At 52.3% G+C, this 25,184-nt stretch carries 24 protein-coding genes and 1 pseudogene; 16 read left to right on the top strand and 9 right to left on the bottom strand.

The annotated features are described in order from the left end of the window. Window position 1 precedes the first annotated feature (1 nt). From FMM01_RS10485 to FMM01_RS10465, 5 genes are all read left to right on the top strand, one after another. Window positions 2–913, top strand: a complete 912-nt coding sequence (locus tag FMM01_RS10485; protein ID WP_051225378.1) for a carbohydrate ABC transporter permease — start codon at window positions 2–4, stop codon at window positions 911–913. A gap of 15 nt (window positions 914–928) precedes the next feature. After that, window positions 929–1,774, top strand: a complete 846-nt coding sequence (locus FMM01_RS10480; RefSeq protein ID WP_027829024.1) for a carbohydrate ABC transporter permease — start codon at window positions 929–931, stop codon at window positions 1,772–1,774. Between the two features lie 9 nt (window positions 1,775–1,783). Next, window positions 1,784–2,167: a hypothetical protein gene (locus FMM01_RS10475; RefSeq protein WP_027829023.1), complete on the top strand. Its 384-nt coding sequence runs from the start codon at window positions 1,784–1,786 to the stop codon at window positions 2,165–2,167. A gap of 25 nt (window positions 2,168–2,192) precedes the next feature. Next, entirely contained in the window at window positions 2,193–4,013 is a 1,821-nt protein-coding gene (locus FMM01_RS10470; RefSeq protein ID WP_150392480.1) for a glycoside hydrolase family 2 protein, read from the top strand. A 161-nt stretch (window positions 4,014–4,174) separates the two neighbouring features. Continuing rightward, window positions 4,175–4,981, top strand: a complete 807-nt coding sequence (locus FMM01_RS10465) for a manganese catalase (RefSeq protein WP_150392479.1) — start codon at window positions 4,175–4,177, stop codon at window positions 4,979–4,981. Between the two features lie 506 nt (window positions 4,982–5,487). Here the strand turns inward: FMM01_RS10465 and FMM01_RS10460 are convergent. Continuing rightward, complete coding sequence (locus tag FMM01_RS10460) at window positions 5,488–7,398, bottom strand: M13-type metalloendopeptidase (RefSeq protein WP_150392478.1); 1,911 nt, start codon at window positions 7,396–7,398, stop codon at window positions 5,488–5,490. Window positions 7,399–7,510: 112 nt separating this feature from the next. On the opposite strand from FMM01_RS10460, the pseudogene FMM01_RS10455 reads away from it, so the two are divergent. From FMM01_RS10455 to FMM01_RS10415, 9 genes and pseudogenes are all read left to right on the top strand, one after another. Continuing rightward, window positions 7,511–8,934: pseudogene (locus tag FMM01_RS10455) on the top strand (MFS transporter). Between the two features lie 72 nt (window positions 8,935–9,006). Continuing rightward, complete coding sequence (locus FMM01_RS10450; protein WP_150392476.1) at window positions 9,007–9,774, top strand: SDR family NAD(P)-dependent oxidoreductase; 768 nt, start codon at window positions 9,007–9,009, stop codon at window positions 9,772–9,774. A 150-nt stretch (window positions 9,775–9,924) separates the two neighbouring features. Further along, window positions 9,925–10,692, top strand: coding sequence for an SDR family NAD(P)-dependent oxidoreductase (locus FMM01_RS10445; protein ID WP_027829018.1), 768 nt, complete (start codon window positions 9,925–9,927; stop codon window positions 10,690–10,692). 291 nt (window positions 10,693–10,983) lie between these two features. After that, entirely contained in the window at window positions 10,984–11,976 is a 993-nt protein-coding gene (locus tag FMM01_RS10440; RefSeq protein WP_051225375.1) for a LacI family DNA-binding transcriptional regulator, read from the top strand. Window positions 11,977–12,117: 141 nt separating this feature from the next. After that, window positions 12,118–12,987 (top strand): ABC transporter permease, encoded by an 870-nt coding sequence (locus FMM01_RS10435; RefSeq protein WP_223850064.1) that lies wholly within the window; start codon window positions 12,118–12,120, stop codon window positions 12,985–12,987. Window positions 12,988–13,003: 16 nt separating this feature from the next. Beyond that, complete coding sequence (locus FMM01_RS10430; RefSeq protein ID WP_150392474.1) at window positions 13,004–13,933, top strand: carbohydrate ABC transporter permease; 930 nt, start codon at window positions 13,004–13,006, stop codon at window positions 13,931–13,933. Window positions 13,934–13,969: 36 nt separating this feature from the next. Further along, window positions 13,970–15,604 (top strand): type 2 periplasmic-binding domain-containing protein, encoded by a 1,635-nt coding sequence (locus tag FMM01_RS10425; RefSeq protein WP_223849927.1) that lies wholly within the window; start codon window positions 13,970–13,972, stop codon window positions 15,602–15,604. Between the two features lie 58 nt (window positions 15,605–15,662). Then, on the top strand, window positions 15,663–16,277 hold the full coding sequence (locus FMM01_RS10420; protein WP_186810134.1) for a YesL family protein: 615 nt from the start codon (window positions 15,663–15,665) through the stop codon (window positions 16,275–16,277). An 18-nt stretch (window positions 16,278–16,295) separates the two neighbouring features. After that, entirely contained in the window at window positions 16,296–17,234 is a 939-nt protein-coding gene (locus tag FMM01_RS10415) for an ROK family protein (RefSeq protein WP_027829013.1), read from the top strand. Between the two features lie 55 nt (window positions 17,235–17,289). On the opposite strand, the gene FMM01_RS10410 is transcribed toward FMM01_RS10415, so the two are convergent. From FMM01_RS10410 to FMM01_RS10390, 5 genes are read right to left on the bottom strand one after another with little or no spacing between them, the layout of a single operon-like run. Beyond that, a complete protein-coding gene (locus FMM01_RS10410) occupies window positions 17,290–17,940 on the bottom strand; it encodes a TetR/AcrR family transcriptional regulator (RefSeq protein ID WP_223849926.1) in 651 nt (216 codons plus the stop codon). Continuing rightward, complete coding sequence (locus FMM01_RS10405) at window positions 17,924–18,814, bottom strand: lysophospholipid acyltransferase family protein (RefSeq protein ID WP_027829012.1); 891 nt, start codon at window positions 18,812–18,814, stop codon at window positions 17,924–17,926. Before FMM01_RS10405 ends, FMM01_RS10410 begins: the two co-directional genes overlap by 17 nt. Further along, window positions 18,811–19,773: a glycosyltransferase family 8 protein gene (locus FMM01_RS10400; protein ID WP_150392473.1), complete on the bottom strand. Its 963-nt coding sequence runs from the start codon at window positions 19,771–19,773 to the stop codon at window positions 18,811–18,813. Before FMM01_RS10400 ends, FMM01_RS10405 begins: the two co-directional genes overlap by 4 nt. Further along, the gene (locus FMM01_RS10395) at window positions 19,760–20,608 is read right to left on the bottom strand and encodes a glycosyltransferase (RefSeq protein ID WP_150392472.1); all 849 of its coding nucleotides are present in this window, start codon (window positions 20,606–20,608) and stop codon (window positions 19,760–19,762) included. Before FMM01_RS10395 ends, FMM01_RS10400 begins: the two co-directional genes overlap by 14 nt. Further along, complete coding sequence (locus tag FMM01_RS10390) at window positions 20,605–21,363, bottom strand: 1-acyl-sn-glycerol-3-phosphate acyltransferase (RefSeq protein ID WP_146993969.1); 759 nt, start codon at window positions 21,361–21,363, stop codon at window positions 20,605–20,607. The genes FMM01_RS10395 and FMM01_RS10390 overlap by 4 nt, the downstream gene beginning before the upstream one ends. 157 nt (window positions 21,364–21,520) lie before the next feature. On the opposite strand from FMM01_RS10390, the gene FMM01_RS10385 reads away from it, so the two are divergent. Then, on the top strand, window positions 21,521–22,048 hold the full coding sequence (locus FMM01_RS10385; RefSeq protein WP_150392471.1) for a DUF7679 family protein: 528 nt from the start codon (window positions 21,521–21,523) through the stop codon (window positions 22,046–22,048). On the opposite strand, the gene FMM01_RS10380 is transcribed toward FMM01_RS10385, so the two are convergent. After that, window positions 22,045–22,893: a metallophosphoesterase family protein gene (locus FMM01_RS10380; RefSeq protein WP_146993968.1), complete on the bottom strand. Its 849-nt coding sequence runs from the start codon at window positions 22,891–22,893 to the stop codon at window positions 22,045–22,047. The two genes, FMM01_RS10385 and FMM01_RS10380, sit on opposite strands and share 4 nt — an antisense overlap. Window positions 22,894–23,028: 135 nt before the next feature. Here FMM01_RS10380 and FMM01_RS10375 point away from each other — a divergent pair, with 135 nt between their 5' ends. Beyond that, the gene (locus FMM01_RS10375) at window positions 23,029–23,562 is read left to right on the top strand and encodes a GNAT family N-acetyltransferase (RefSeq protein ID WP_190973343.1); all 534 of its coding nucleotides are present in this window, start codon (window positions 23,029–23,031) and stop codon (window positions 23,560–23,562) included. Window positions 23,563–23,647: 85 nt separating this feature from the next. On the opposite strand, the gene FMM01_RS10370 is transcribed toward FMM01_RS10375, so the two are convergent. Together FMM01_RS10370 and FMM01_RS10365 are read right to left on the bottom strand one after the other, a co-directional pair. Then, the gene (locus tag FMM01_RS10370) at window positions 23,648–24,538 is read right to left on the bottom strand and encodes a DUF4097 family beta strand repeat-containing protein (protein ID WP_150392469.1); all 891 of its coding nucleotides are present in this window, start codon (window positions 24,536–24,538) and stop codon (window positions 23,648–23,650) included. Next, window positions 24,535–25,182 (bottom strand): DUF1700 domain-containing protein, encoded by a 648-nt coding sequence (locus tag FMM01_RS10365; RefSeq protein ID WP_150392468.1) that lies wholly within the window; start codon window positions 25,180–25,182, stop codon window positions 24,535–24,537. The genes FMM01_RS10370 and FMM01_RS10365 overlap by 4 nt, the downstream gene beginning before the upstream one ends. Window positions 25,183–25,184 lie beyond the last annotated feature (2 nt).

Here is a 25,184-nt window from a genome sequence, read left to right as displayed (position 1 = left end):
CATGGATAGCACGACAACACATGTTGCGGCGGGCGCAAAGGCGCAGACGCGGCGAAAGTCCAGCAAACCATATCTGTATCTATTGCCGCACTTGGTGATTTTTACAATATTCTTCCTGGTACCGTTGGTCTTCGGAATTTATGTTTCGTTTACTAAGTGGGATCTTGTACGGACTCCGCGTTTTGTGGGGTTACAGAATTATCAAACGATCCTGTTCAGTAATTCAACGTTCCATACCCAGCTCGTGGAGGGTTTGCGGAATACATTATGGTTTGTTCTGATTTCGGTACCGTTTTGTATCTTGGTCCCGCTGTTATTGGCAGTCGCTTTGAATGCCAAACCAAAATTCGGCAAATTTTTCCAAGGCCTGTTCTATCTGCCTAGTCTGTTCTCAATTTCTGCAGTGGTCATCGTTTGGACTTTGATTTTCAATCCAAACTACGGACCGCTGAACTCCTTGTTCCATCTTAATCAAGTGTGGACTGGGACACAGCCGTGGGCCTGGATGACAATCGTCATTGTCACTATCTGGTGGACGATTGGCGGCAATATGATTATCTACCAGGCCGCCTTGAATGGCATCCCAAAAGACTACTACGAAGCGGCCGATATCGACGGGGCCTCTAGTTGGGAGAAGTTCTTACACATTACCTTGCCTAGTATCCGCGGTCAGTTCCTGTACACCTTAGTGACGACCACGATTGCCCAATTCAACATTTACGGTCAGCCGTTAATGATGACGAATGGCGGTCCCAATGGATCAACCAGTGTTCTGATGATGTACATTCAGCAAAACGCTTTTGGTGCTGGTCAGTCCTTAGCCGGGTTAGCCTCAGCCATGGCCGTTGTTTTGGGTGTTTGCATCCTGATTGTGTCCATGATTCAGTTCTACTTCTTGCGGCGAGATTATTAGGAGGGAGAATAATCCATGCAAAATACACGTACTAATCGAGCCGGAAAGTGGCTAGCCTTTCTATTTCTGACCATTATGGGTGTGATTTGGATCGTTCCACTGCTTTACGGTATCACATCATCATTTAAGACCAATATAGAAATGCAATCGGTGGGGTTCCGCTTTTTGCCCATCAATTGGGTCCTTAGCAACTATACTAAACTGTTGGCGAATACGACCAATACGCCAGTGTTTCGCTGGTTTTTGAACTCATTGGTCATTGCTTGCGGCACCACCTTGCTGGTGCTCTGTGTTGTGTCTCTGTCCGCTTTTGCCTATTCGCGGCTCAAGTTCCGCGGCAAAAACATTCTGTTCTACGGTCTGTTGGCAACAATGATGTTTCCCCCGGTAATGAACCTGATTCCGCTGTATAAGATTATTACGACTCTGGGCTGGGCCAATACGGATTGGGCGATGATCGTGCCTGCCGCCACCGGAGTGTTCAATATTTTTCTAGTGCGTCAGTTTATGGATAATATTCCGATTTCTTATGATGAAGCCGCGCGGATCGATGGCGCGTCGGATTGGCAGATTTTCTTCCGGGTGATTCTGCCCTTGATCAAGCCAGTGCTGTTTGTCGTTGCGCTATTCACTTTTACCGGATCTTGGAACGACTTCCTTTGGCCATCCATCGTGTTTTCAGATTTGAACAAGATGCCGATCACGCCCGGGTTGAAGTTGTTGCAAGGTATGTACGCCGCTAATATTCCGACATTGATGGCGGGAGCGTTGGTTGCAATTGTGCCGACACTGATTCTGTACTTCTTCGCGCAGAAGTACTTCCTGCAATCCATGGCGTTATCTGTTGGTGTGAAGGGATAGGAGTGCACGATGAAAAAGAAATGGAGTCAGCGATTGTTGTTGATCTGTGCAGTGTGGCAGTTCATTGATGGAATCTTGACCATTATCTTGGGGTTTGCCGGGCCAAACCGGATTCCTGAATTACAAGGCTATGCCCAGTTTGTACCGGTGGCAACAATTACCGGTTTGGTGGGTACCGCATTTCTGCTGAGCGGGTTGGTCAATCTGCTGCTGGCGCGGTACTACCTGCGGCGGCCAACAATCGGTTGGGGGATTCCAGCCGTCATTGGCCTGGAGAGTTTAGCGGCCTACGTTTGTTTAGATATCATCAGTGTTATTCTGCTCATCCCGACACTGGTGATCATCATGTTATACCGCCATCAACAGCAAAAAACGGTATCAGCAGCACACTAATTTCAGAAGGAAAAGGATGATTGTAGTGTATAGAACAGAATATCCGCAACCGCAGTTTCAACGGGAACACTGGCAGAACTTGAATGGTCAATGGCAGTTTACTTTTGATGACGCTGATGAAGGTCAACGGAAGCAGTGGTATCGAGAGCACGACTGGTCAGAACACATCGAGGTGCCGTTTGCTTATCAGAGTCAATTGAGCGGCATTAGTGATACGACCGGCCACGCGGTGGTGTGGTACCAGCGGACAGTGACCAACCAGGCTGAATCTGGAGAGACAGTATTACTGCACTTTGGCGCGGTGGATTACGGTGCCGATGTTTGGCTGGATGGCCAGTTTATTGGTCACCATCAAGGCGGGCATACGAGCTTCAGTTTTGATATCACGAATCAAGTCAGTGATTCAGCGGAACATACGTTGACAGTCCGCGTGTGGGATCCAATCCATGACGAAGAAGTCACACGGGGTAAGCAGAGCTGGACCGGACGCAGTGAGGGAATTTGGTATACTAATACGACTGGTATCTGGCAAACAGTTTGGTTGGAATATGTGCCCCAGACTTATCTGGAGAGCGTCCAGTATTTCCCAGATATTTCAGCAGGAACAATCACGATCAAGGGAACCATCAAGCATTTTGTTCCGGGTACGCAAGTCCAAGCGGTGATCACCTTCAAAGATGATCCGGTGACTGAAACGATAGTCACTCCCGAAATCGATTCGTTTACTTTCACGGCTGATGTATTTGCCAAAAAGATTTTCCGCAGCGGCTATCATAATGACGGTCGACTGTGGACCCCGGAACATCCGCACTTGTTCGCCATACGGTTTACCACGAAGACTCCGAATGGTGAGCAAGACGTCGTCGATTCCTATTTTGGTATGCGCGAAGTCCGTACCGAAAGCGGCATGGTCTTTCTGAATAATCGGCCGTACTATCAAAAATTAGTTTTGGACCAGGGCTATTGGTCGGAAGGTTTGCTGACTGCCCCCTCTGATGAAGCGTTCAAGAAAGATATCAAATTAGCGAAGGCCATGGGCTTCAATGGCGCACGACTGCATCAAAAGGTGGAAGATCCGCGTTTTCTGTATTGGGCTGATCAATTGGGTTTCATCTGCTGGGGTGAATGTGCGTCAGCACCAGTATTCAGTGCCCGGGCCGAGTCAGCGTTATATGCAGAGTGGCAAGAAATTATTGCTCGAGATTTCAATCATCCGGCGATCATCACGTGGGTGCCGTTAAACGAAAGCTGGGGCGTGCGCAGTATCCATGATGATCGGCAGCAGCAGCATTTCAGCCAAGCTCTTTACCACCTGATCCATTCATTGGACCCCACCCGGTTGGTGCAATCCAATGATGGTTGGGAACAGACAGAAACTGACATCTGTGCGATTCACAATTATAGTCACGGGGAGTCTGCCGAATCACCGCAGTATGCCTACTTCAAAGACAGCTTGAGCACTTGGCAGAAACTACTCAGTCAGCCGCCAGGCAGTTTTGACATTTTTGCCAAAGGCTTTGCCTATGCAGGGCAGCCCATTCTATTGACTGAGTTTGGCGGGATAGGCTATAACAAGGCCGATGCCGATGCTGGCTGGGGATACACGGGGGCTCATTCGGATGCAGAGTTCCGCAACGAGCTGCAGCGTATCTTTACTGCGGTGGCTTCGTCAAAGAGTCTCAATGGCTTCTGTTACACGCAGCTGTACGACACCGAGCAGGAAGTCAATGGGTTAATGACTTACGAGCGGACACCAAAAATTCCGGTGAAAGAGATTCACGAAATTCTGGACTACTTCGTGCCGAGCTATATTGAATCGCAGGCGCGGGAGCAAATGCTTTCTTAGTGGGTCAAAATGATTTGAGGACCAATCGGGCAGCACTGGCTAAAAACCAGTGCTGTTTTTTCCTGAAGAAAATTTTCAAACCGTATTGACCTTCGCAAAACGGTTGTGCTAATTTAAATTGTGTACAATGAATTACATTTTCAGGAAAGAAGGCAGTTTCTATGTTCAAGCACACTCGGAAGTTACAGTACAACGCCACCCCAGATAAGCCGGATCCATTGATGGCTCGGCGGCTGCAGGAATCCCTTGGCGGTCAATGGGGCGAGATGACGGGCATGCTCTCCTATCTATCGCAGGGCTGGTCGTCATCAGGCGATGAGAAGTACAAGGATCTGCTTTTGGATACCGGTACGGAAGAAATCGGCCACGTGGAAATGATTTCCACGATGGTGGCTCAACTGCTGGAAGGGGCTCCAATTTATGCCGAAGAAGAAGCTTATCGGTCCGATCCGGCATTGGCCGCAGTCATGGGCGGAATGGATCCTGAACAAGCAATTGTGCATGGTTTAACTGCCAGTCTTAACAATCCCAATGGTGCCGCCTGGACGACCGGCTACACCACCTCCAGCGGCAACTTGGTGGCGGATATGCGCTTCAACGTTGTCCGGGAATCCGAGGCCCGGCTGCAAGTGAGCCGGCTTTATTACATGACCCGCGATGAGGGGGTCCGGGATATGCTGAAGTTCTTATTAGCTCGGGAGACTCAGCACCAGCTGCAGTTTATGAAGGCTCAGGAAGAGCTGGAAGATAAATACGGCGTAGTGGTGCCCGGTGATATGAAGGATATTGAGTATCAAGAGTATTCTCATGTCTTGATGAACTTCTCCGATGGCGACGGTTCTCGGCAATTCGAAGGCCAGGTGGTTAAAGATGGTGAGAAATTCACCTATCAGGAAAATCCGGAGGCGATGGGTGGGATTCCAAAGCTTAAGCCCGCGGATGAGCAGTTGCATAATCATCAGGGGTAGTTTGAGCGACGTCCGGCTTGATTCAGTTTGTTGGACTTTATCTGGCATTCTGCTATACTATTGATAGACAGAAGAAATGACACAAGAGCCACCGCAGCGGTTTTACCACCCGCTGTACGCGGTAACTCGGTCGGCGGCTATCCCGTAAAGGGTAGCCGTTTTTTGGATTCAAAAAGCTCTGGGGTACCAAGCCCAGAGCTTCTTTGTTGACCACCTTACATGTTAGGGACGTCGATGATGATGACGTTTGACATGCTTACGAGGATGCGTGTATACGTGATAAGCGTATTTAATGCCAGCAATGACACCGGAGGTCAGCACCCCGGTAGCCACCGAAGTAGCTACAGACAGAAGAAATTCCACATTGACCACCGTCAACGGGGCGGTATGACGGAGCCCGTTAACTGTAATAGGATATCACGTGATGACAGGGTAACGCACTAACAAAAAAGTCCCACCAAATAGGCCACGTGGGCATTGGTGGGACTTTATGAGGCTGCTTTAACTCACCAAATCACAACCCGTTTTGCCGGCTCGCGATACATCTTATCTCCTTGTTTCACGTGGAACGCACTGTACCATTCCGGGAAATTCGGGACCGGTACATTCGTCCGCAGCAAGGCGGGCGCGTGCACGTCGGTCTTCAAGATAACCCGTTCAAATTCTGGGCGAATCTTGGTTCGCCAGGAGCGGGCGTAGTTGATGAAGTACTCCTGGAAGTCGCTGGCGGGGGCATCGGCGCGGTGCAGGATCTGCAGTGCCGCGTTCAAGCCGGCGTTGTCGGCGATGTTTTCGCTCACCACCAGTTTGCCGTTGATCTTGCCGCCGGCGTAGGGAATGCCGTCGAACTGGGCAATCATTTCCTCGGTATATTTCTTGAAGTGGGCGAAATCAGCTGGCTGCCACCAGTTCTTCTTGTTCCCGTGTTCATCATACAAGGCCCCGTTATTATCAAAGGCGTGGCTGATTTCATGGCCGATGGTGGCGCCAGCGCCGCCGAGGTTATCAGCTTGGCTGGCGTGCACGTCGTAGAACGGTGCCTGCAGAATGCCCGCGGGGAAGGTGATGTCGTTGGCCGTCGGGTTGTACGCGGCGTTGACGATTTGCGCGGGCATGACCCATTCGCTGCGGTCCACCGGATTGTTCAGGCGGGCAAAGCTGTATTGCAGCGTCACCTTGGCGATCGTATCCAGCGTCGTGGTCAGCGGGGTGTCTTGGTCAATGGCCATGCGGTCATACAGGGGGCGGGCCTTTTCGGGATAGCCCATCTTAATGACCATCGTGTCCAGCTTCTTCACGGCCATCGCCTTGGTCTGATCAGACAGCCAGGTATTGTCATGGATCTGCTGTTTATACGTGGCAATCAAATCTTCGACCATGTGGGTGACGTCGGCCTTGGCCTGGGGTCCAAAATATTTCTTGCCATAGAACACGCCAACCGGTTCAGCGAAGAACCGGTTCACCGTGTTGTAAGCGAACCGCTCCGGCGGGGTCAGCTCCTGTTGACCGGTGATCGCTTGGTTATACAGTTCGCCAATCTTGCGCAGGTCGCGGCTCAGGTAGCGGGCATGGCTGACGAGTTCGTCCACATAGGCCCAATGCTGCCATTCGGTGAAAGTATCGGCATTGAAGGTATCCGAAAAGTGCTGATAATACTTTGTGTCAATGATGTTCACCGTGCGCGGGGTGCTGGGCAGCAGCGGCTTCAGGCCGGCGGCGACAGCAACACCCGCCAGTTTGCCCAAAGTAGTGTCCCAAGCCGCTGGATTATCCAAGTTGTCATCGACCGCCGCATCTTCATGGCTCAAATGATGTGCTGCAATGCGGGCGTCGAAGGCCAGGGCGTCTTTGACGTAGGCTTCCTGATCAGCCGGATTCAGCGGGGACTGAGCGAGCAGCAGGCGGGCCATTTTCCCCCACACCGGCAGTAGGGCTTGTTTCTGCGTGGGGTCATCATACATGGTCACATCCGGGAGAATCGTGTCCGGCGATGTGAACATCACCTGATACTTGGTGGCATCGTGCATGTCCGTTTCCACGAAGACATAGAAAGGCAGTGCGTATCCGTCCTGAATCAGCTCGGGCAGGGCCGCATTGAAAGCGGCCAGACCGGGCAATCCCTGGATTTTGGCCAGTCGGGGCAGAATCGGTCCGAGGCCTTCCCGATCCCGCTGGTCGAAGTCGAGGGCTTTGCCGAAGAGTACAGCGGCCTTATCGAAGTTGTCCTTAGGTTTGGCAGGGGCTTTCGCCAGCGCTGCTTTCAGGTCGGCCAACAGCTCTTTTTCAACCTTTTTATCCAAGTCGGTGGAGACGCCGGCCGACACCCGATCCGGGTCGATCGCGGCGATCTGCTGCCAAGCACCATTCACATACCCGTACAGATCATCCTGTACCCGCGGTGTTTCATTTTGTGCCATGAGATAATTCCTCCTTTTGCAGTACAATGGGAGACACGTACCGTACGGCTATCATAGCCCAGATGAGGGAATAATGATAGCCCGTGGGCTGAATGATTAAGAAAATGAAGGAGTGTTTCACGTGGAACAACGGTCCCGCTGGATCATGCTGTTTGCCACCTCTATGGTGTCGTTTATGTCGACCCTGGACGCCAGCGTTGTGAATATTGCGATTCCCCATATTTCCCGAGAGTTAGGGGTGCCGATGAATCAGGCGGAATGGGTGGTTTCTGTTTATTTGGTAGCGATTTGCGCGCTGCTCATTTTCTTTGGCCGGCTGGCCGATCAGATTGGCCGGATCCCGGTCTTCCAGACAGGTACGCTGATCTTCGTGGCGGGATCGCTGGCCTGCGGGTTAAGTGTGAGCCTGCCGATGCTGCTGGGTGCTCGGTTGTTTCAAGCCCTCGGCGCGTCGATGGTGATGTCTTCGAATTTCGGCATCATCACCCAAGCGTTTCCCATGGGTGAACACGGTCGCGCCCTGGGGCTGAATAGTACCTTTGTGCAGATCGGCAATATCGCCGGACCGGGAATCGGCGGGGTGATTCTGGCCATTGCTAACTGGCATTGGATTTTCTTTATCAATGTGCCGATTGGGATCATTGCGTTCATTGTCGGTTATCGCATTTATCCCCACGAGCCAGTGGTGTTTCGCCATGTCCAAGTGGACTGGCCGGGGTATAGCACCTTTGCCTTGGCGGTCATCAGTTTCTTCATCGCCATTTACTGGGGCCAAGGGGTTGGCTTCAGCCATCTGGGCGTAATTGCACTTTTTGCTCTGGCTGCAGTCCTGGTGGTTGGATTCATTTTCATTGAACAACGGGTGGCAGCGCCGCTGATCACGCTGGGGATTTTCCGCTCACCTGGGTTCACCATTGGCATCATCACCGCGATGCTGGTTTACATGGTGGGTTATTTCAACAATGTGATCATGCCGTTTTACCTGCAAGAAACACTGGCTTTGTCCTCGGCGACCGCCGGCCTGATCCTGATGGCAGTGCCGTTGCTGAATATGATCAGCGCGCCCACCGGCGGCATCATTAGTGATCATATTGGCGCGGAAAAAGTGTCCTTTTACGCGCTGTTCATTTTCTTCGTGCCGCTGCTCCTCTTTCTTTTTGTTCAGCCCGCTTGGTCGCTGGGCTGGCTGATCTTTGGGCTGGCGATGTTCGGGGTGGCCAATGGCGCATTCCAGAACAATCCAATGATCATGGGCAATGCCGGTAAGGAATATCAAGGAATCGCCGGGGCGATGGCGGCGCTAGGCCGCAATATCGGCATGGCACTGGGGTTATCGCTGGCCACCTCGCTATTGTATTGGGATATGTCCCAACAAGCCGGTCGGCGGGTGACGGCCTATCCCCATGCCCAGCCGCACTGGTTTATTCAGGCGATGCACTTCAGCTACGGCTGGGCCGTGGGGCTGATTGGCAGTGCGTACTGTTACTAGGCGGACTGTTGTTTTATCGTGGGCACATTGCTGAGGCGTCTCGCTAGCCATCGGCTGTCTCCCTGACTACAATATAGTCGGTTATTGTGATTGCAGTCACATAAAAGGAGACGGTGAAAATGGCTCGTTTAGCAAATAAAGTATTGGTCATCACCGGTGCGGGCAACGGCATGGGGAAGGCCATGGCGCTGCGGTTTGCCCAAGAGGGCGCCAAGGTGCTTGCCAGTGATCGCGATCCGACTTGGATCAAAGAGACGGTCAAAGAGATTACGGCTGCTGGCGGTACTGCAGTGGCGGATGTCACCGATGTCAGTGACGAGGCGGCGGTGAAGGCACTGATCCATCGGGCGGTCGCGGAATTTGGCCGGTTGGACATTTTGGTCAATGATGCCGGCATTCCCGATAATTTCAAGACTGTGGTGACGGCCACGGATGAGTCGTGGGACCGGGTGTTGAAAATCAATTTGTACGCACCGTTCTGGGCTTGCCGGGAAGCCGTGCCAATCATGAATGCGCAAGAAAGCGGCGGGGTCATCCTGAATGTCAGCTCGGTAGGCGGTTTGTTCGGTGCCCTGGGCGGGGCGGCGTATGTGGCCTCCAAGCATGGTGTCATCGGTTTGACGAAGAACATCGCCGCCACGTATGGCGTGCATGGTAAAGTCCGGGCTAATGCATTGGCCCCTGGGACGATCACCACGAACATTCGCGCCGCAATCACCGACCCTGACCCGTTGGGCGATCAAGCCCTGCGGGATGCCGGCGGTTACGACGGACCGGTGGGCGCCAGCGAAGACATGGCCAATGCGGCTTTGTACCTGGTATCTGATGAGGCCAAGTTTGTTAATGGCGCGGTGTTAGTTGCCGACGGCGGCTGGACAGCACTTTAATATGGAAGAAAGGCGGCACTTCGCTTGCGCGGAGTGCTGTTTTTTTGGCGTCAGGCGCTCCGCAAACAGCACTAGCCAAAGCAAGCCCGGTATCGGTATAATAGAAGAGTAGATTGTGATTGTAGTCACATGGATAAGGAGATTGATAAAATGGCACGTCTAACGGATAAAGTTGTCGTTATTACCGGCGCCGGTAACGGTATGGGGAAGGCCATGGCTTTGCGCTTCGGCCAAGAAGGGGCGAAGGTACTCGCCAGTGATCGGGATGAAAAAGGAATCAAGGCCACTGCCGAAGAAATTACTGCGGCAGGCGGCACCGCCGTGGCGGATGTCACTGATGTCAGCGATGAAGCAGCGATTAAAGCACTCATTCACCGCGCGGTAACCGAATTCGGCCGGTTGGACATTCTGGTCAACAACGCCGGGATCGTGGATAACTTCAAGACCGTGGTTACCGCTACTGACGAATCTTGGGACAAAGTATTGAAAATCAATCTATACGCACCGTTCTGGGCGTGCCGCGAAGCGGTGCCGATCATGGAAGAACAAGAAACGGGCGGGGCAATCTTGAATATCAGTTCCGTTGGCGGAATGTTCGGAGGCCGCGGCGGCGCCGCATATGTTACTTCCAAGCACGCCATCATCGGGCTGACGAAGAACATTGCTGCGACCTATGGTGTGAAGGGTAAAGTCCGGGCCAACGTGCTGGCCCCCGGTTCCGTGGTGACCAACATTGGGGCGACGATCACCGATCCAGACCCAGTTGGCCAAAAGGCGCTGCAGGCTTCTGGCGGCTTTTCGTCACCGCAAGGTTCTGGGGAAGACATGGCCAACGCGGCGTTGTACCTGGTATCTGATGAAGCAAAGTTTGTTAACGGGGCAGTGCTGGTCGCTGATGGCGGGTGGACAGCCCTGTGACGATTAGGCGGTAATTAACAACACTCCTTAACTGAGGGGTGTTGTTTTTAGTTATTTAGTAAAAACGTTTTTATTCCGTATAGGTGGATTTCATTGACACTGGCGAGTGATATATCAGAATAAACCAATAAGCATGCCGGTGTGTGGGTAAAATTTACTAAATTACTGTTATTTCAGATAATGACGTTCCATATTTCGGGACATGTTTCTCAAGGGTAACCGCTTGCATTTATCAAAAAGAGATGCTATTCTACAAGAGTAAAAACGTTTTCAAAGTGGGAGGCGATGAAGATGAAGCCGACGATCCGTGATGTGGCCAAAGCAGCGGGCGTTTCGATTGCCACTGTTTCCAAGGCATTGAATGGGGTGGACGTTGTTAAGGCGGAGACCAAGCTCAAAGTATTGGCCGCGGCTAAAGAGCTCAATTATGTACCTAATCTTTTAGGTAAGCAATTGAAATCTGGCCAAACCAACATGCTGGGGTTCTTCACCAACAGTGTTTCCGGGCCTTACTTCTATGCGTTGATCGAATCCATCGCTCGGACGGCCGATAACATGGGTTTTGGGCTGAACGTCTTCGTCACCAAGCGCCATGATACGATTCAAAACTATCTCTTCGGCAACGTGGTTGACGGGGTGATCGTCTTTGAAAGTCGAATCACTGGCCCAGACGTTGATATGATCAGTCAGCACCGCGTCCCAGCAATCTTCTTGGATCGGCCAATGGTTGCGGACAAGATTGGCAGTATTACGTTCAATTCCTATCAGGAAGCGTTTGACGCCACAGCGTATCTCATCAGCCTTGGTCGTCGCAAGATCGCCTATCTTGCGGGTTATCCAGATAACTACGATAGCAACGAACGGCAGCGAGGCTATGAGGATGCGTTAAAAAAATATGGGTTACCCGTGAATAAAGACTTGATTATTCTCGGGTTGTTCGAAGAACCGACGTCGTATAGCGAAATGCGCCGGTTCATCAGTCTGCATCCGGAGGATATCCCGGACGGCATTCTAGCTGGGAATGATATTTCAGCCATTGGTGCTATGCGGGCATTGAAGGAGAGCGGCATCAGTGTGCCCCAAGAGGTGAGTGTCATTGGGTTCGATGATGTCGAAATCGCGCAGTATTTTCAACCGTCGCTCACGACTACCCGGAATCCCATCGGGCGGCAAGGCGTGCTGGCGGTGAAGCAGTTGGTGGGCATGATCAGCAATAATGATCAAGGCCAGTCAGAAGTCTTGGACGGTCAGCTGGTTGTCCGTAATTCGACGACCATCAAGTGAGCTTGCAGTTTCCAATATAATAAAAACGTTTTTATTCAGTGCAAAGGGGTGTGTACAATGAAAGCAGTTCCTGCGGGGAGAAAGCGGAGTGTCGGGACTCGATTGAAGAATTGGTTCACCGATTTCCGCTCGCAATGGCAGATGCAGTCGATGATGCTTCCAGGTATTCTCTTTATGATCGTGTTCAACTTTATTCCCATCTATGGCTTGACCTTAGCCTTCAAGAGCTATTCAGTCACTGATACCATTGGCGGGGCGAAATGGAATGGCATCCAAAACTTTCAAACGATCATGGGCGACAAGTACTTCTGGCAAGCCGTGTGGAACACAGTGGGCATCAGCGCCATCAAGCTGACGATTGAGTTCTTCTTGCCAATCGCCTTAGCCATCATGATTTATGAAGTGAACTGGGGACCATTCAAAAAAATCGTGCAGACGATTACCTACCTGCCCCACTTTCTATCGTGGATCATCTTAGGCGGGATGCTGATCAACTGGATGTCCTCGAATGGGTTGATCAATCAGTTCCTCGGTTTGATTGGGATCCATTCCCAGGCCAACTACATGTTGGATGCCAATAAGTATTGGAACATCGCCGCCTGGTCCGACGTCTGGAAGGAAGTCGGTTGGGGTACCATCCTGTATCTGGCCACGATGGCTGGGATCGATCCGACTTATTACGAAGCGGCGGAAATGGACGGGGCGTCGAAGTTGCGCCAAATTTGGAGTATTACCTTGCCCGGCATCAGCAACATTATTTCATTGAATTTGATTCTCTCGGTATCCGCCTTGTTCGGATCCAACTTGGACCAGACTTTGGTCCTGATGAATTCCCAAAACCAACCGGCTGCTGAAGTCATCAATTCCTATGTGTATCGGGTCGGGCTGACCCAGGGCGACTTCTCGTATGCGACCGCCGTTGGTCTGGGTGTATCAGTCATCTCTGTGATCTTGCTGGTCGGCGCCAACATGATCACCAAGAAACTGAACGACAACCAGTCGGTATTGTAAGGGGAGGGCGAAGATCATGGAGTTAAAAAGTGCACGAAAATCGCCATTCGGTACCCGCAAGTCTGGCAGTCGCGTCCGCGAAACCAAAGGCACCCGGGTGTTCAATGTCGTCAATATCATCATCCTGAGTTTGTTTACCTTGATTATCGTTGTGCCGCTTTGGAACATTGTCATTTCGTCCTTTGCGTCATCCGGCTCGTTGAACAGCGGCAACTTTATTTTCTGGCCGCAGCAGTTATCGCTCGATAACTACCGGGCAGTGTTCCGCGATCCGGGCCTCTGGCGGTCATTCTTCATCTCGTTTGCCAAAACCGGCGTCGGGGTCATTACCCATACACTGTTCTGTGCGATCGTCGCTTATCCGTTAAGCAAGCGGCGGCTGCGGGGCCGTAAACTATATTCCACCATGGGCATCATCACGATGTTCTTCTCCGGCGGGATGATTCCGACTTACTTGCTGATCAAGTCCCTGGGCATGCTGGATACCTTCTGGGTCTACATCATCCCGTCCTTGTTCAGCTACTACGACGTGATCATCTTGATGAACTTCTTCCGCCAAGTACCGGATTCGCTGGAAGAATCTGCCAAAATCGATGGGGCCAGTGATTACAAGGTGTTCTGGAGCATCATTCTGCCCCTATCCAAGCCGGCCTTAGCCACGATTGCCCTATTCAATGGGGTATGGCAATGGAACGACTTCATGACGACGAAACTGTATGTGACCAATGAAGGTCTCTATCCATTGCAGATGCGCTTGTATGACATTATCGTCCAAGCCCAAGCAGCGAGTACAACGGGGTTGAAAGCCCAAGTAGCGATCAGTACCACATCAAGGGGGGTGCAGCTGGCCACGATCATGATCACGATCCTGCCGATTCTGATTCTGTATCCGTTTGTTCAGCGATACTTTGTAAGCGGCACCATGCTGGGCGCCGTGAAGGAATAGTCTGTTATGAAGAAATATTTGAGGGAGATGTCCACAGTGAGTATTACAAAACGTTTGGCGCGTCTTGGCGTCATTGCTGCCGTTGCGACAGCTACTATGTTAATTGCCGCCGGGTGCGGTTCCTCTGGTTCTGATTCAGCAAAGTCGGGCGATAATCTACCGAAGGCGGGTTACAAAGTATCAAAGAACACCCCGGCTTGGAAATCCGATAAGAGCAAAGACAACACACTGACCTGGTATGTCAATGCGGATTGGTGGAACAAGTCTTATGGCAAGGACATGATCACCAAGCAAATCAAGAAAGATTTGAACTTAAACATCAAGTTTGTCACCGGGGATGACACCAAGTTAAACACGTACTTTGCCTCCGGCAAATTGCCGGATATCGTGACCATCGGTGATCCAAACTCTAAGGTTGCCCGGACGGCTGATCAATGGGCTTATCCGTTGCAAGACTTGGCTACGAAGTATGATCCGTATTTCTACAAAGTCGCTCGGACCGATACTTTAAATTGGTACAAGCTGAAGGATGGCAAGACTTATGGCTATCCGAACTATTCCAATACGGAAGCCGATTACAAGTCCGGCAAAGTACCCGCACGAGATGCCTTTATCATCCGTAAAGATGTCTTGGCGGCTATCGGGAAACAGGACTTCACAACTCCAGAAGGCTTCGTCAAAGGAATGGCTGCAATTAAGGAGAAATTCCCGAAGCTGAGCCCGTTTGGCTTCAATGATTTCTCTGGCGGGAACAGTTCGCTGGACAACGTCGTTCAGGATATGTTGGGTGTGCCGATCGTTACCAAAGACAATAAGTACTATGCTCGTAACCTGGACAGCGATTATCTGAAGTGGCTGAATGCGTTCCGTGAAGTCCATGCAGCGGGCAATATCAGCGATGACAGCTTTACCGATGACTCCAATGCCTTTAATGAAAAAGTCAACGCTGGTAAGTACGCCACAATCATGATGGGTAGTGACGTCAATCACGGGATCAACTTGCAAACCTTTGCCTCTAAGCATCCTGATGAGCAATATATCGCCATTGACGGAATTCAAAGTACCGTTGGCCGTAAACCAACATTGTCCCAAGCAGGGATTTCGGGTTGGTTGATCAATTACATTTCGAATAAGTCCAAGAATCCAGCTAAGGCCATTCAGGTATTTGAATATTTGTTGAGTGATCGCGGGCAAATGTTAGTCAATTTCGGCATCAAGGGCCAGACTTATGAAGATGCCGGTGACGGCATGGTGAAGTGGACGCCGAGTGCGTTGAAGGTTCAGCAATCTGATCCGGATAAATGGCAGAATCAGTACCGGATGGGCGAATTCATTCTCTTTGGTCATGACCGCTACAAGGCCTTGAACAAGGATTCCTACGTGAAGGCCGTTTGGCAGATGCAGGCATGGGGTCAGAAGTATCTGACACCGCAATTCAAGACTGAAAACATTGCGCCGGATCCTGGTACGCAAGAAGCTCGGGCGTACTCTGCGATTCAAACGAACTGGAGCACAACGCTGGTGAGCTTGATTCGGGCCAAGTCAGAAGCTGATTTCAATGCAACCCTGAAGAAGTATAAAGACTTCGAAAAGGATAACAGTATTGATCAGATCAACAAGACCCGCGACAAGAATATTCAAGCGAACATGAAGAAATTGAATATGAAGTAACTTGTATAATGGGGAAAGGGCCGGCGGCGGCCCTTTTTCTTTAAAGGAGATGATGACGATGGCCCGCTTCTTTGCACTAGACGGCAAGGCTTATCGGATATTGCAGAAGATCTATCAGCTGATTGTCTTGAACGTGTTATTCGTTATCGGAGCACTGCCCATCGTGACCGTCGGGGCATCACTGACGGCGCTGTACAGTATGGCGTTGAAACTTGATGATCCCAATACGGTCGCTGTGGCGCCTGGATTTTGGCGCGCTTACCGGGCCAATTGGCGGCAGGGCAGCCTTCTGGGTCTGCTGGTCATTGGTTTGGCCGCGGGAATGGTGGGCGGCTACTGGTGGATAGGCAGTGTGGTCGGCGGCACTTCACCGGTCATGATTGCGGTGATTGCCGTCTACGCGGTGGCGTTGCTGGCGGTGATGTATATCTTTCCGCTGGCCGCTCGCTATCAGGAAACCATTGGGCAGATTCTGCGCAATTCGGTGACCCTGGCGGTGGGCAATGCCTGGGAATCGATCGTCATCTTTCTACTGATGATTGCCGTCATCTTCTATCTGCCGTTCAAGTACCATTGGCTGTTCATCATCATCTTACTGATGGGCTTTGCCGGCACGGCGTATCTGCAAAGCTGGCTGCTGCAACGGGTGTTCGCAAAATATGATCAAGACTAAAAGGAATGGGGAAGCAGTATGAAGTATTACGTGGGATTTGATATGGGTGGTACAACGATCAAGTACGGGGTAGTTGATGCTGCCGGAAAGATTGTCGAGAAGGGAGCACTGCCGACGGAGAAGAAGCAGGTCCCGTTGCTAGCCGGGATGCAGAAAGTTGTTGCACAGTACAAAAACAAGTTCGCGGTAGCCGGTGTCGGCGTGTCGATTCCCGGTATTGTCCGACGAGACGGCTACATGATTACGGCTGGAGCAATCAAGTGTCTCAACGGTTATCCTTTGGCTGATAAATTGAAAGAGATGACTGGCTTGCCAGTCAAAGTAGAAAATGACGCGAATGCCGCGGCGATTGCCGAACACTGGCTTGGCAATGCCCAGGGCGTCGAAAATTATCTTTGCGTGGTCCTGGGGACCGGCGTTGGCGGCGGCATCGTCATCAACGGCGATGTTTACCGGGGCGCCCATGGGATGGCCGGCGAGTTCGGCTGGAATATCACCCATGACATTGATCTGACGCAAAAACTGGAAGATGCATCGCTGAATTGGCATGCAGCGGTGGTCAGCGGCATGGTCCGGCGCTACAATATGTCGGTTCACCGGGTCTATCCCGATGAGCCCACGGTGACCGATGCTCGGCAGATTTTGCAGCTGGCCCAAGATAAGGACCCGATTGCCGAACCCATTGTTGATCAATTTATCGAAGATGTGTGCATCATGCTGCTGAACTTGTTTGCGAACTTTGACCCGGAACTGATCCTGATTGGCGGCGGTATCAGCGCCAACACCGAGTTTATGACCATGCTGCAGGCCAAGTTCAAGGAGTTCCTGATTCGTCATGAGAGTTTGCACTATATTCAAGATAAGGCCCTGGGTACCGTCAAAACAACCGGTTTGCATAATGATGCTGGGTTGATTGGAGCGGTGTATCCGTTGGTGCGGGAGACACTGAAAGCTTAAGCTGAAAAAATCTCCCCCAATCGTGGTGCGTGTACACACGATTGGGGGAGATTTTTTAGACCCGCGGTGTCAAAACGGTCACCAATGTATCGATCGTTCGTTGGACTGTTGCGTCCGACAAGGGCTGGCCAAAGAAAAGATACCCAAGGAAGACTTCGCCGATGATGCCGGACATTACTTCCCCGATTTCTCCATTTTTCCAGTTGACCAGCTGACCGAGCCGCTTCAAGTGGTGAAATTGGCGATCAAATTGCAGCCAGTAGGCAACGGGAAACTTGCGCACGAATTGGCTGCGCATGTCTTGATCATAGAATAATTCCGAGACAAAAATTTTGATCACTTTGCTGTTCGCCCGCAAGTAGCCGATGCGGTCCCGAATGATGTTGTCGAGAAATTCGCGCAGGGTGGTGTACTTCACGGCCAGCTTGTATTTGACGAGTTCATCCATAGCCTGGGGAAACAGCGACTGGCGTACCGGATCGATAATGGCGTGGAGCAGTCCGCGTTTGTTCTTGAAAGTGCTGAAGATGTTACCTTCCGCCACGCCAGCGCGGCGGGCAATTTCTTTGGTGCTGGAATTGGCGTAGCCGTTGGCCGCGAAGACATCAATGGCGGCCGCCAAGATGCTGACCTGTTTGTCGGTCAAGCCATCCAGGATGTGGGCGTCGCGAAAGAGTTGCAGATCGTCATTAGTGGTCATCATCATGCACCGCCTCCTGCCGAGCGGGAATCCAACCGGCAATATCGCTGGGAGAGAAATTATAATCTAAAGGCTGCCGATAGATGGCTTCGTATGCCGCCTTTTTCTGAGCATAATCCTGGGCAGCCATGCGCAGGCTGTTATCCCGGGGGGATATGGCGGGGTCGGGGAAAATTGGCTTCAGAATGTGCAGCCGATATTGGGTTTCGTTGAATTGATCGGTCAACTGGCGGTGCATATCCGCGATTTCCACGAAGCAGGACACGATGGGTACATTGAGGCGGGCGGCATAGAAGTAAGCCCCGCGCTTAGGCGGCCGCGGCTTGCGGTAGTTGAACCACATTTCCTGTTCGGGATAGATCAGCACCTTGTGACCAGCATTCAGCCGCTCGGTCAGCAAGTCCGGCAGAGTCAGACCGGCATAATGGATGTCCTTACTGACTGGGATGGTATCAGCATAGCGCATCAGGTAGCCCAGCCACCCATCCATGAAGAAGTTCGTCGCTTCGCTGACGATATACAACCGGTGCATACCCAGGGCTTTGCGGACCAGCATGTTTTCAATGGGACTGAAGTGGTTGCTGGTAACGATCGCGCCGCCAGGCGTTGCCGCTAGATTTTCTTGACCGGTGACGATCATGTTCCGGGTGACGACTCGGGCGGCGGTGTTCATCGCGGTACGGGCAATCAGATTGTTGGCGCGATAAGACCAGGTATGAATATCCCGGACATAGTTGGTCAATAATTCCTGTTCCCGGTTGATTGAAATGTTTGGGTCGTCCGTTTCCACTTTGCTGTTGAACTGGTCGGCCGCGACGGCTTTCTCAATATTAGCAATGACCGGTGCCCGGTCACTGGGGGCGAATAGTTGAGCAATCATAATGCAACACTCCCTGTTTGCGCCTGAATTTCTTTGAAGGTGGGGTGTTTGGCGCAAATGTCCCGCCCGAGCTGCTGCATGTGGGCCAATTTGTCTAAATCAGTTTGCCGATCCGTTGCGGTGTAGGCTTGCAGGCTCTTTTGAAAGTCCGGGTAGATCGGCAGACGCTGGGCCTCTTGCCAGAAAAAGTCGGCATGGGGCGCGTCGCTGTAGTGCCAGGGCTTTCTGAACAGATTATAGTGCACCAGATGCGGCGTCGCGGCGGCGTCACCAGTATTGCGTACCTGGACATTCCAGGCAGTGGGCAAGTAATGGATCCGGCCGTGGCCCATGGCGTTGATGTAGTCTTGGTCTGGGGCTAAACTGGCGAAGTGGTACTGATTCAGCAGGGATAAGAAATGCTGACTGAACTGCTCCCGCCGCAAAGCGGTCAAGTTCAGCAGCAACATACCTGAGTTGATATAGTCTTCCCGGGGAACGCCGACAGCTTCTTCAGCGTAAGTCCCCATGACGTCATCACTGTTCATGTAACTATCCGCGACACCGGCAAAGAAGTTATCGCCCAAGTCTTCGGCGAAGAGATCGCCCAGATCGGTTTCGACCACGATATCGGCGTCTAAATACAGTGCCTTATCGTATTGTGGGAACATGTCGGCGATAAATAAGCGAAAATAAATCGTATAAGTGAAGTAATCCCCGCGCAGACTGTTGCTCTGGTCGTTAATTTGTTTTTCCAATTGCTCGTCCATGGCCATCAACGTCACTGCCACATTGGCTGTGCTCAGTGCCTGCAATTTAGCTTGGTTGGCGGGCGTCAAGCCTTGGTGCAAAACGATGATTTTGTATTGGCTGGCCGGGGCCGCGTGTTCGGTAAGGGAATGCAAGGCGACGGTCAGACAGGGGACATACGCGTCATTGATTGCGAAAAAGATGGGCATTTCAGAATTAGTTTTTGTCATGGGAATAACTTCCTTTCAGGGCCGGCGCCAGGGCGGTGTATTCTTTGAGAATATCGTCGTAGGCGTGGACGTGCAGTACTTGGTGCATCGCTTGGGGCTGCCACGGTTTGACCGTTTGAGTATGAAAATAAGGAAAAAAGAACAGCCGGGTACTGAAGTGCTGAAAAACCGTATCGGGTTTCATGTCGTGCTGTTCGTTATATTTGGCTGGGGCCAGCCGTTTATGGACAGCCAGCTTGTTCAAGGCCGATTGATCCGGCATGAACATCTTGCGGGTGCGGCACCGTTCCCGGGTTTTGGCGAACAAACCAGTCTTTCTGATTTGGGGCATGTTCAGCAGTAAAACACCGGAATTAATGTAGTCAAAAGGCCGCAGAGCGTGGTGGAAGAACCATTTGCCATAATGATCCAGGACGCCGACGAATTCGGCCTGCCCCAGGTCCTGGGCATAAAAGTCGGTGGGGTCTTGCCGGCAGACCACGTCGGCGTCCAGGTACAGCAGCCGATCGGGCAATTCCGGCACTTGATCGCTATATAGCCGGAGCATGCAGCCCGGGGTGAAGCGAGTGGCCATATTGGCCAACGGCGGATCGGCGGTAAACAGTGCAGTGATATCGATTTTTTTCACCGTGGATTGTGGATTGCGCTGACTTACCAGCCGATTCAAAAATGCGGCGGTGGTATCTTTCACCGGCGCATAATGCTGGCCGTTAGCGGTCATGGCGGCCGTCAGCAGATAAATGTGCAGCGGCTGGCGAACGTGCTTTAATAATGACAGAATTGAAATGAGGACGCCGTCGCTGATGCGGGCGTCGCCGGAATAAAGAATATTCATTGGATTACCTCCCGCTTGCGATAGGTTACGTAGGCGTAGGTACTGTATTCCTTAGCCCGGGCAACCATCCGCGCGTGGATCTGGTTCATCAGTGCCGCTTGCTGGGCCCGGGGGGCTAAACTGCGGTCGGGGAGAAATGGGCCGTCCAAGTAGACGGTGATTTTCGGCCGGCTGCCCCAGCGGCGCTGCTGATAAGTAGTGGTCATGGAAAAACTTGGGACCTGTAACGCCACCGGATAATGGAAGGCGGCCCGGGTAAACGGCCGAATATGCGTATCATAGGGCCACACATGGGCTTCCGGGTATACCGTCACTGGTTGGCCCGCCTGAATACAGGCAGTGACCTGGTTCAAAAATTGAGGCATTGCATGCAGTTCCGGCGGTACGACCAGGGCGCCGCCCATTTGCAGATACGGTCCGAGGATCGGTACTTGCAGATTCTCGACGTTGGCGATAGTGCGAGCCGGCCGGCCGTGGGTCAAAACCATGGGAAAGAAAGCGTCCCCCATCGGTTGCGTATGATTGCCGTAAAGAAAATATCCTTGATCCTGATAGGGGGCTAACACTTCTGGATTAGCTACCCGTACATGGAGTGCACCGGGACAAAGTACATAGCCGAAAAGCTTAGCGGCAGTGTACACTGGTTTACTATATTGACGGGCCAAAGCTTTGGCCACGTTGGGGGCACGGCGCTTGCCGGCCGGCTGAACGACATCTTGCGTTTCGGAATCGAAGTCGTATACTCTTTGAATCATGTGCTGCTCCTCCTCCCCGGTATTGATTGAGTGCTCACTCAATCAATACACACCGTAGTATACCACCCTTTTTCTGAAAATTGGGAATCCAGGTGGAAAATATTGACAAGGGTGCTGGGAGTTGCGACAGTAGTCAGTGGGAAAAGGGAGGGCAACTATGACTCAGCGGAATCGATATATCGCAAAAATTGAGGGCTTGGACGGGCATGGCAAACACCGGTCCCAGTGGATGACGTTCTCGAATGATTTGCAAGGCGCCTTAAAGCAGTACACGGAGAATGTCGGCCTTGACGCGGCGACTCAATTTCTGCGCGGCGCACTGATCGTTTACCCCCTTGGCCCTTACACGGACAAATCGGTGCCGCCCATGGGTCTGGGCCGAATCGTGGCCGTCCAGCGCAAAAAACAAGGCTTCCACGCGCGGCCCCGGGCGCAGTTCCTGATGCCGCAACGGTGGCACGGAACAGACGACCAGGACATTCGGGATGCCCTGCGTTATGTGCAGCATGATTATCAGTATTGGACCCGTCAGCAGATTGCCGCGGATCTGGCGGCTTGGCGGCACAAGTACAAGTTGCGCAACGCCTTTATCCATTGGCCGCGCTGGGGAATGCGGCTCGTGACCCAATGGCGGATCTGGCGGGCGCGGCGATATTTGGACTGTCGGGCTGCTCAGCGCCGCTAGTTCTGATGCAACCGGTGGGCAAAGTCGATGACATCTTGGCGATAACCATGGTCGGCGTTGACTTGCCGCAGCAGCGCATCGTCATGGGTGAAAGTATGCCCGTGCCGGCGTAGTTTTGTATACAATTCTAAGTAAGGCAGATCCGTCGCCTTGGCCAACTGCAGTTCTTTCTCGGCGTCGTAAGGGACCCGGCGCATATCGACTTGGTTGATACCGTTGTCCGCCACGTCCACCAGCGCATATTGAGCGCGGTGGTCGGTGGAAAGCACCGCGTGCGGGTCATAGGCCTGACCGACTGCCCCGGGATTGATGATCAGTTGGCCTTGGCTGCCGTAACGCAGGAGCTGCTGATGGATATGACCGAAGACGGCGACATCAATGTGCTGATTGGCAAAGAGCATATCATAGTTGCGTTGGGGTTGATTGGGATACAGCGAATGGCCGCCGGCGTGATCCGGTAAATTATGGGTGAGACCGAATGTCAATGACGCCACTTGGCGCGTGACGGCGATCGGTCTTTTTTTCATGGCGGCAATCGTGGCTGCCGACAGGTGTTCTGCCAAGTATTCGCTGAGCCGGACAAAGTAAACGTCCGATGGGTCATCGGGATAGATATCGCCAGTGAGGGCGTCGAAGAAGGCCTCTTCCCAATTACCGTTGAGGATCACTTCCGTATCCACATCGGCCAGCAGCTGGAACAGATTTTCTGTCCCCGGACCGGGCATGATCATGTCCCCCAGGAACCAATAACGGGTGGCCTGATGGACTTTGGCATCTGCCAACACGGCCTCCAGAGCGGTGGCGTTGCCGTGGACATCGGCTAATAGGGCAATACGTTCAGACATAGTGGGTATCCTCTCCTTCGCACTTTATTGTTCCCAGTGTAGGCCGGATCGCCCGCGTTGACAATGAATCGCCATATTTCCCGGGGAATAATTTGTTAAAATAGGAATGGAAATAAATCGAGAGAAGGATCAATGATGCAAATTACGCCAGTTACCAAGGATCTGGCAGAAAAAAGTTTGCCGGTAATCACCGCGGCATTCGCCACGGCCGCCCACAGTGACGGCAATGAAGCTGAGCTGGTGGCGAAGCTTCGGCAAAGTAAAACGTATCGGCCGGAATATGATGCCGTGGCAGTCAGTGATGACGGCCGTGTCCTGGGCTACGCCATGCTGAGCCTGGCCCAAGTCGTGGCCGCGGATGGCCAGCAATGGCCAATTTGGGTGTTGGCCCCCGTCGCAGTATTGCCAACGGAACAGAAAAGAGGTCTAGGTACTGCCCTGATCATGTACTTAGAGGCCATGGCGTTTGGCGATGGCATTCGGGCCATTTCAGTATTGGGCGATCCTGCCTACTATGGCCGGTTCGGCTTCGTCCCCGCTAGCCAGTACCGCATCACCGCCCCGTTCACGGTGGCCGATGAGAACTTCATGGTGCGGGAGCTGCAAGCCGGTGGCTTGGCTCAGGTGCAAGGCGTGTTGCGGTATGATCCGGCGTTTGGTATCAATTAACAGTTGATAAGCAGAAAGACACGGTCAGTATCCGGAATGTTGGATGTTGATCGTGCCTTTTGGTTAACGCGATAATAAACACGGTTTAGCGGACGCTATTATCGCCGTCACTGCTGTTCAGATAAAGATGATCCGCTGCATCTGCATTATGCGTCAACGTTCCACCATCTTCTTGGTGCTTGCCGAAAAGAGAATTGTCATCGTCAGCGCTATGCACCGTGTAGCCCTTCTGCTGATCCGCTCCGGTAACCGTGTTGTCGCCATCGGAGTTGCTCACCCGCACCGTCTTGTTAAAAATGCTGTCGTGAGCGGTGAAGTCGCCGTCACTCAAGTCAATTGTGCCGCCAGTGAGCGTCACCTGGCGCAGCACGACATCGCCATCGCGGCTGATCAATCCCGTTTTTTGCAACTGACTATCATTGACCGTCACATCGCCGTCCAGGGCCTTGATCGTTGTGGTGCCAGATACGACCGCTGTAGTCAGCGTGACATCGCCGTCGCTGCTGTCGATCGCCAAATCAGTCATCGTCTGTTCGGATAGCGTGACATCGCCATCTTTGGCGGCCAGGGACACGCTTTGGAGTTTTGTATTGTGCGGTACAGTAATGACCACTTGATGGCCCCGTTCAAAATCGAAGACCCGCATACTAAAGTATTGATCGTGGGTGATGGGTTGGGTGATCGTCAATTTACCTTGGCGCACTTGAATCGAGAAATCTTTGCGCGGCAGGCCATTGATCGTCACCTGGTAGTCGTTGCCGGGACGTACGATCACGTCGCCATCGGTGATGTCCGCCTGGATACTGTGGAAGGCGGACACTTTACTGGTCGTTTTTTTGGTCGTTGCAGTCCGGACTTGCGGCTGACCATCGCCCCAGACAACGGTTTGCAGTCCGCCATTGGCCATGCCAATACCGGCTAGGACAAATCCAACCAGCAGGAATAGCAGACCAGTTTTCAACATTTTCTTCATCATGATTGCGAGCCTCCTTCAGCCGATAAATGTTTGTTCCGGGTGACCTTGTTATAAAGATAACGGGAAAAATTGCTGGTGGCATGAACAAAGAACAAGGTGGTTTGGTAAGTGAAAGGCGCCAAGAGCAGGGTCAAACCGATGCCGATCAGAGCGAAGCCTAAGTAAGCCATGCCGACGAATAAATTGGAAAAGATCAGTGTAAAACCAATGTATAATCCGGCAATGGTGACACAGATGCCCGCCAGAACCAATGCCCCCAGGGTGATGAGCACCGCGAACGCCACGGCGGCGATGGCGATCAACCCGGCAAAGAGAATGGCGCCCACTGCAATCGATAACGGCAGTGATAGGGGCAAGGAGAGTACAGCCAGGACGATCAGCCATGTATTGTGGGCGTTCTGGCGATAATGGGGTTTCGTCGGTGCGGTTTCGTTCACCGTGACGGTCTCCTTGATGGATTGATTCGCCAGCAATTGAGCGGCCAACTGCTTCGGCGTACCCAGCTGCACCGTCAAGGCATCCCCGCTGGTGATGTGCGCGTCCTCGGTGTATTCGTGGTAATACTCCAGAACGCTGTCCCGGTCAGCGGCGGCCATGGGCTGCAGCTCCTGGGCCAGTTCAGAAAAATACTCTTCTATGGTCATGA

Source organism: Schleiferilactobacillus harbinensis (assembly GCF_008694105.1).
In the GTDB taxonomy this organism is placed as follows: domain Bacteria; phylum Bacillota; class Bacilli; order Lactobacillales; family Lactobacillaceae; genus Schleiferilactobacillus; species Schleiferilactobacillus harbinensis.
Note: the sequence above shows the minus strand (reverse complement) of the source record. Positions and strands in the feature narration are given on the sequence as shown.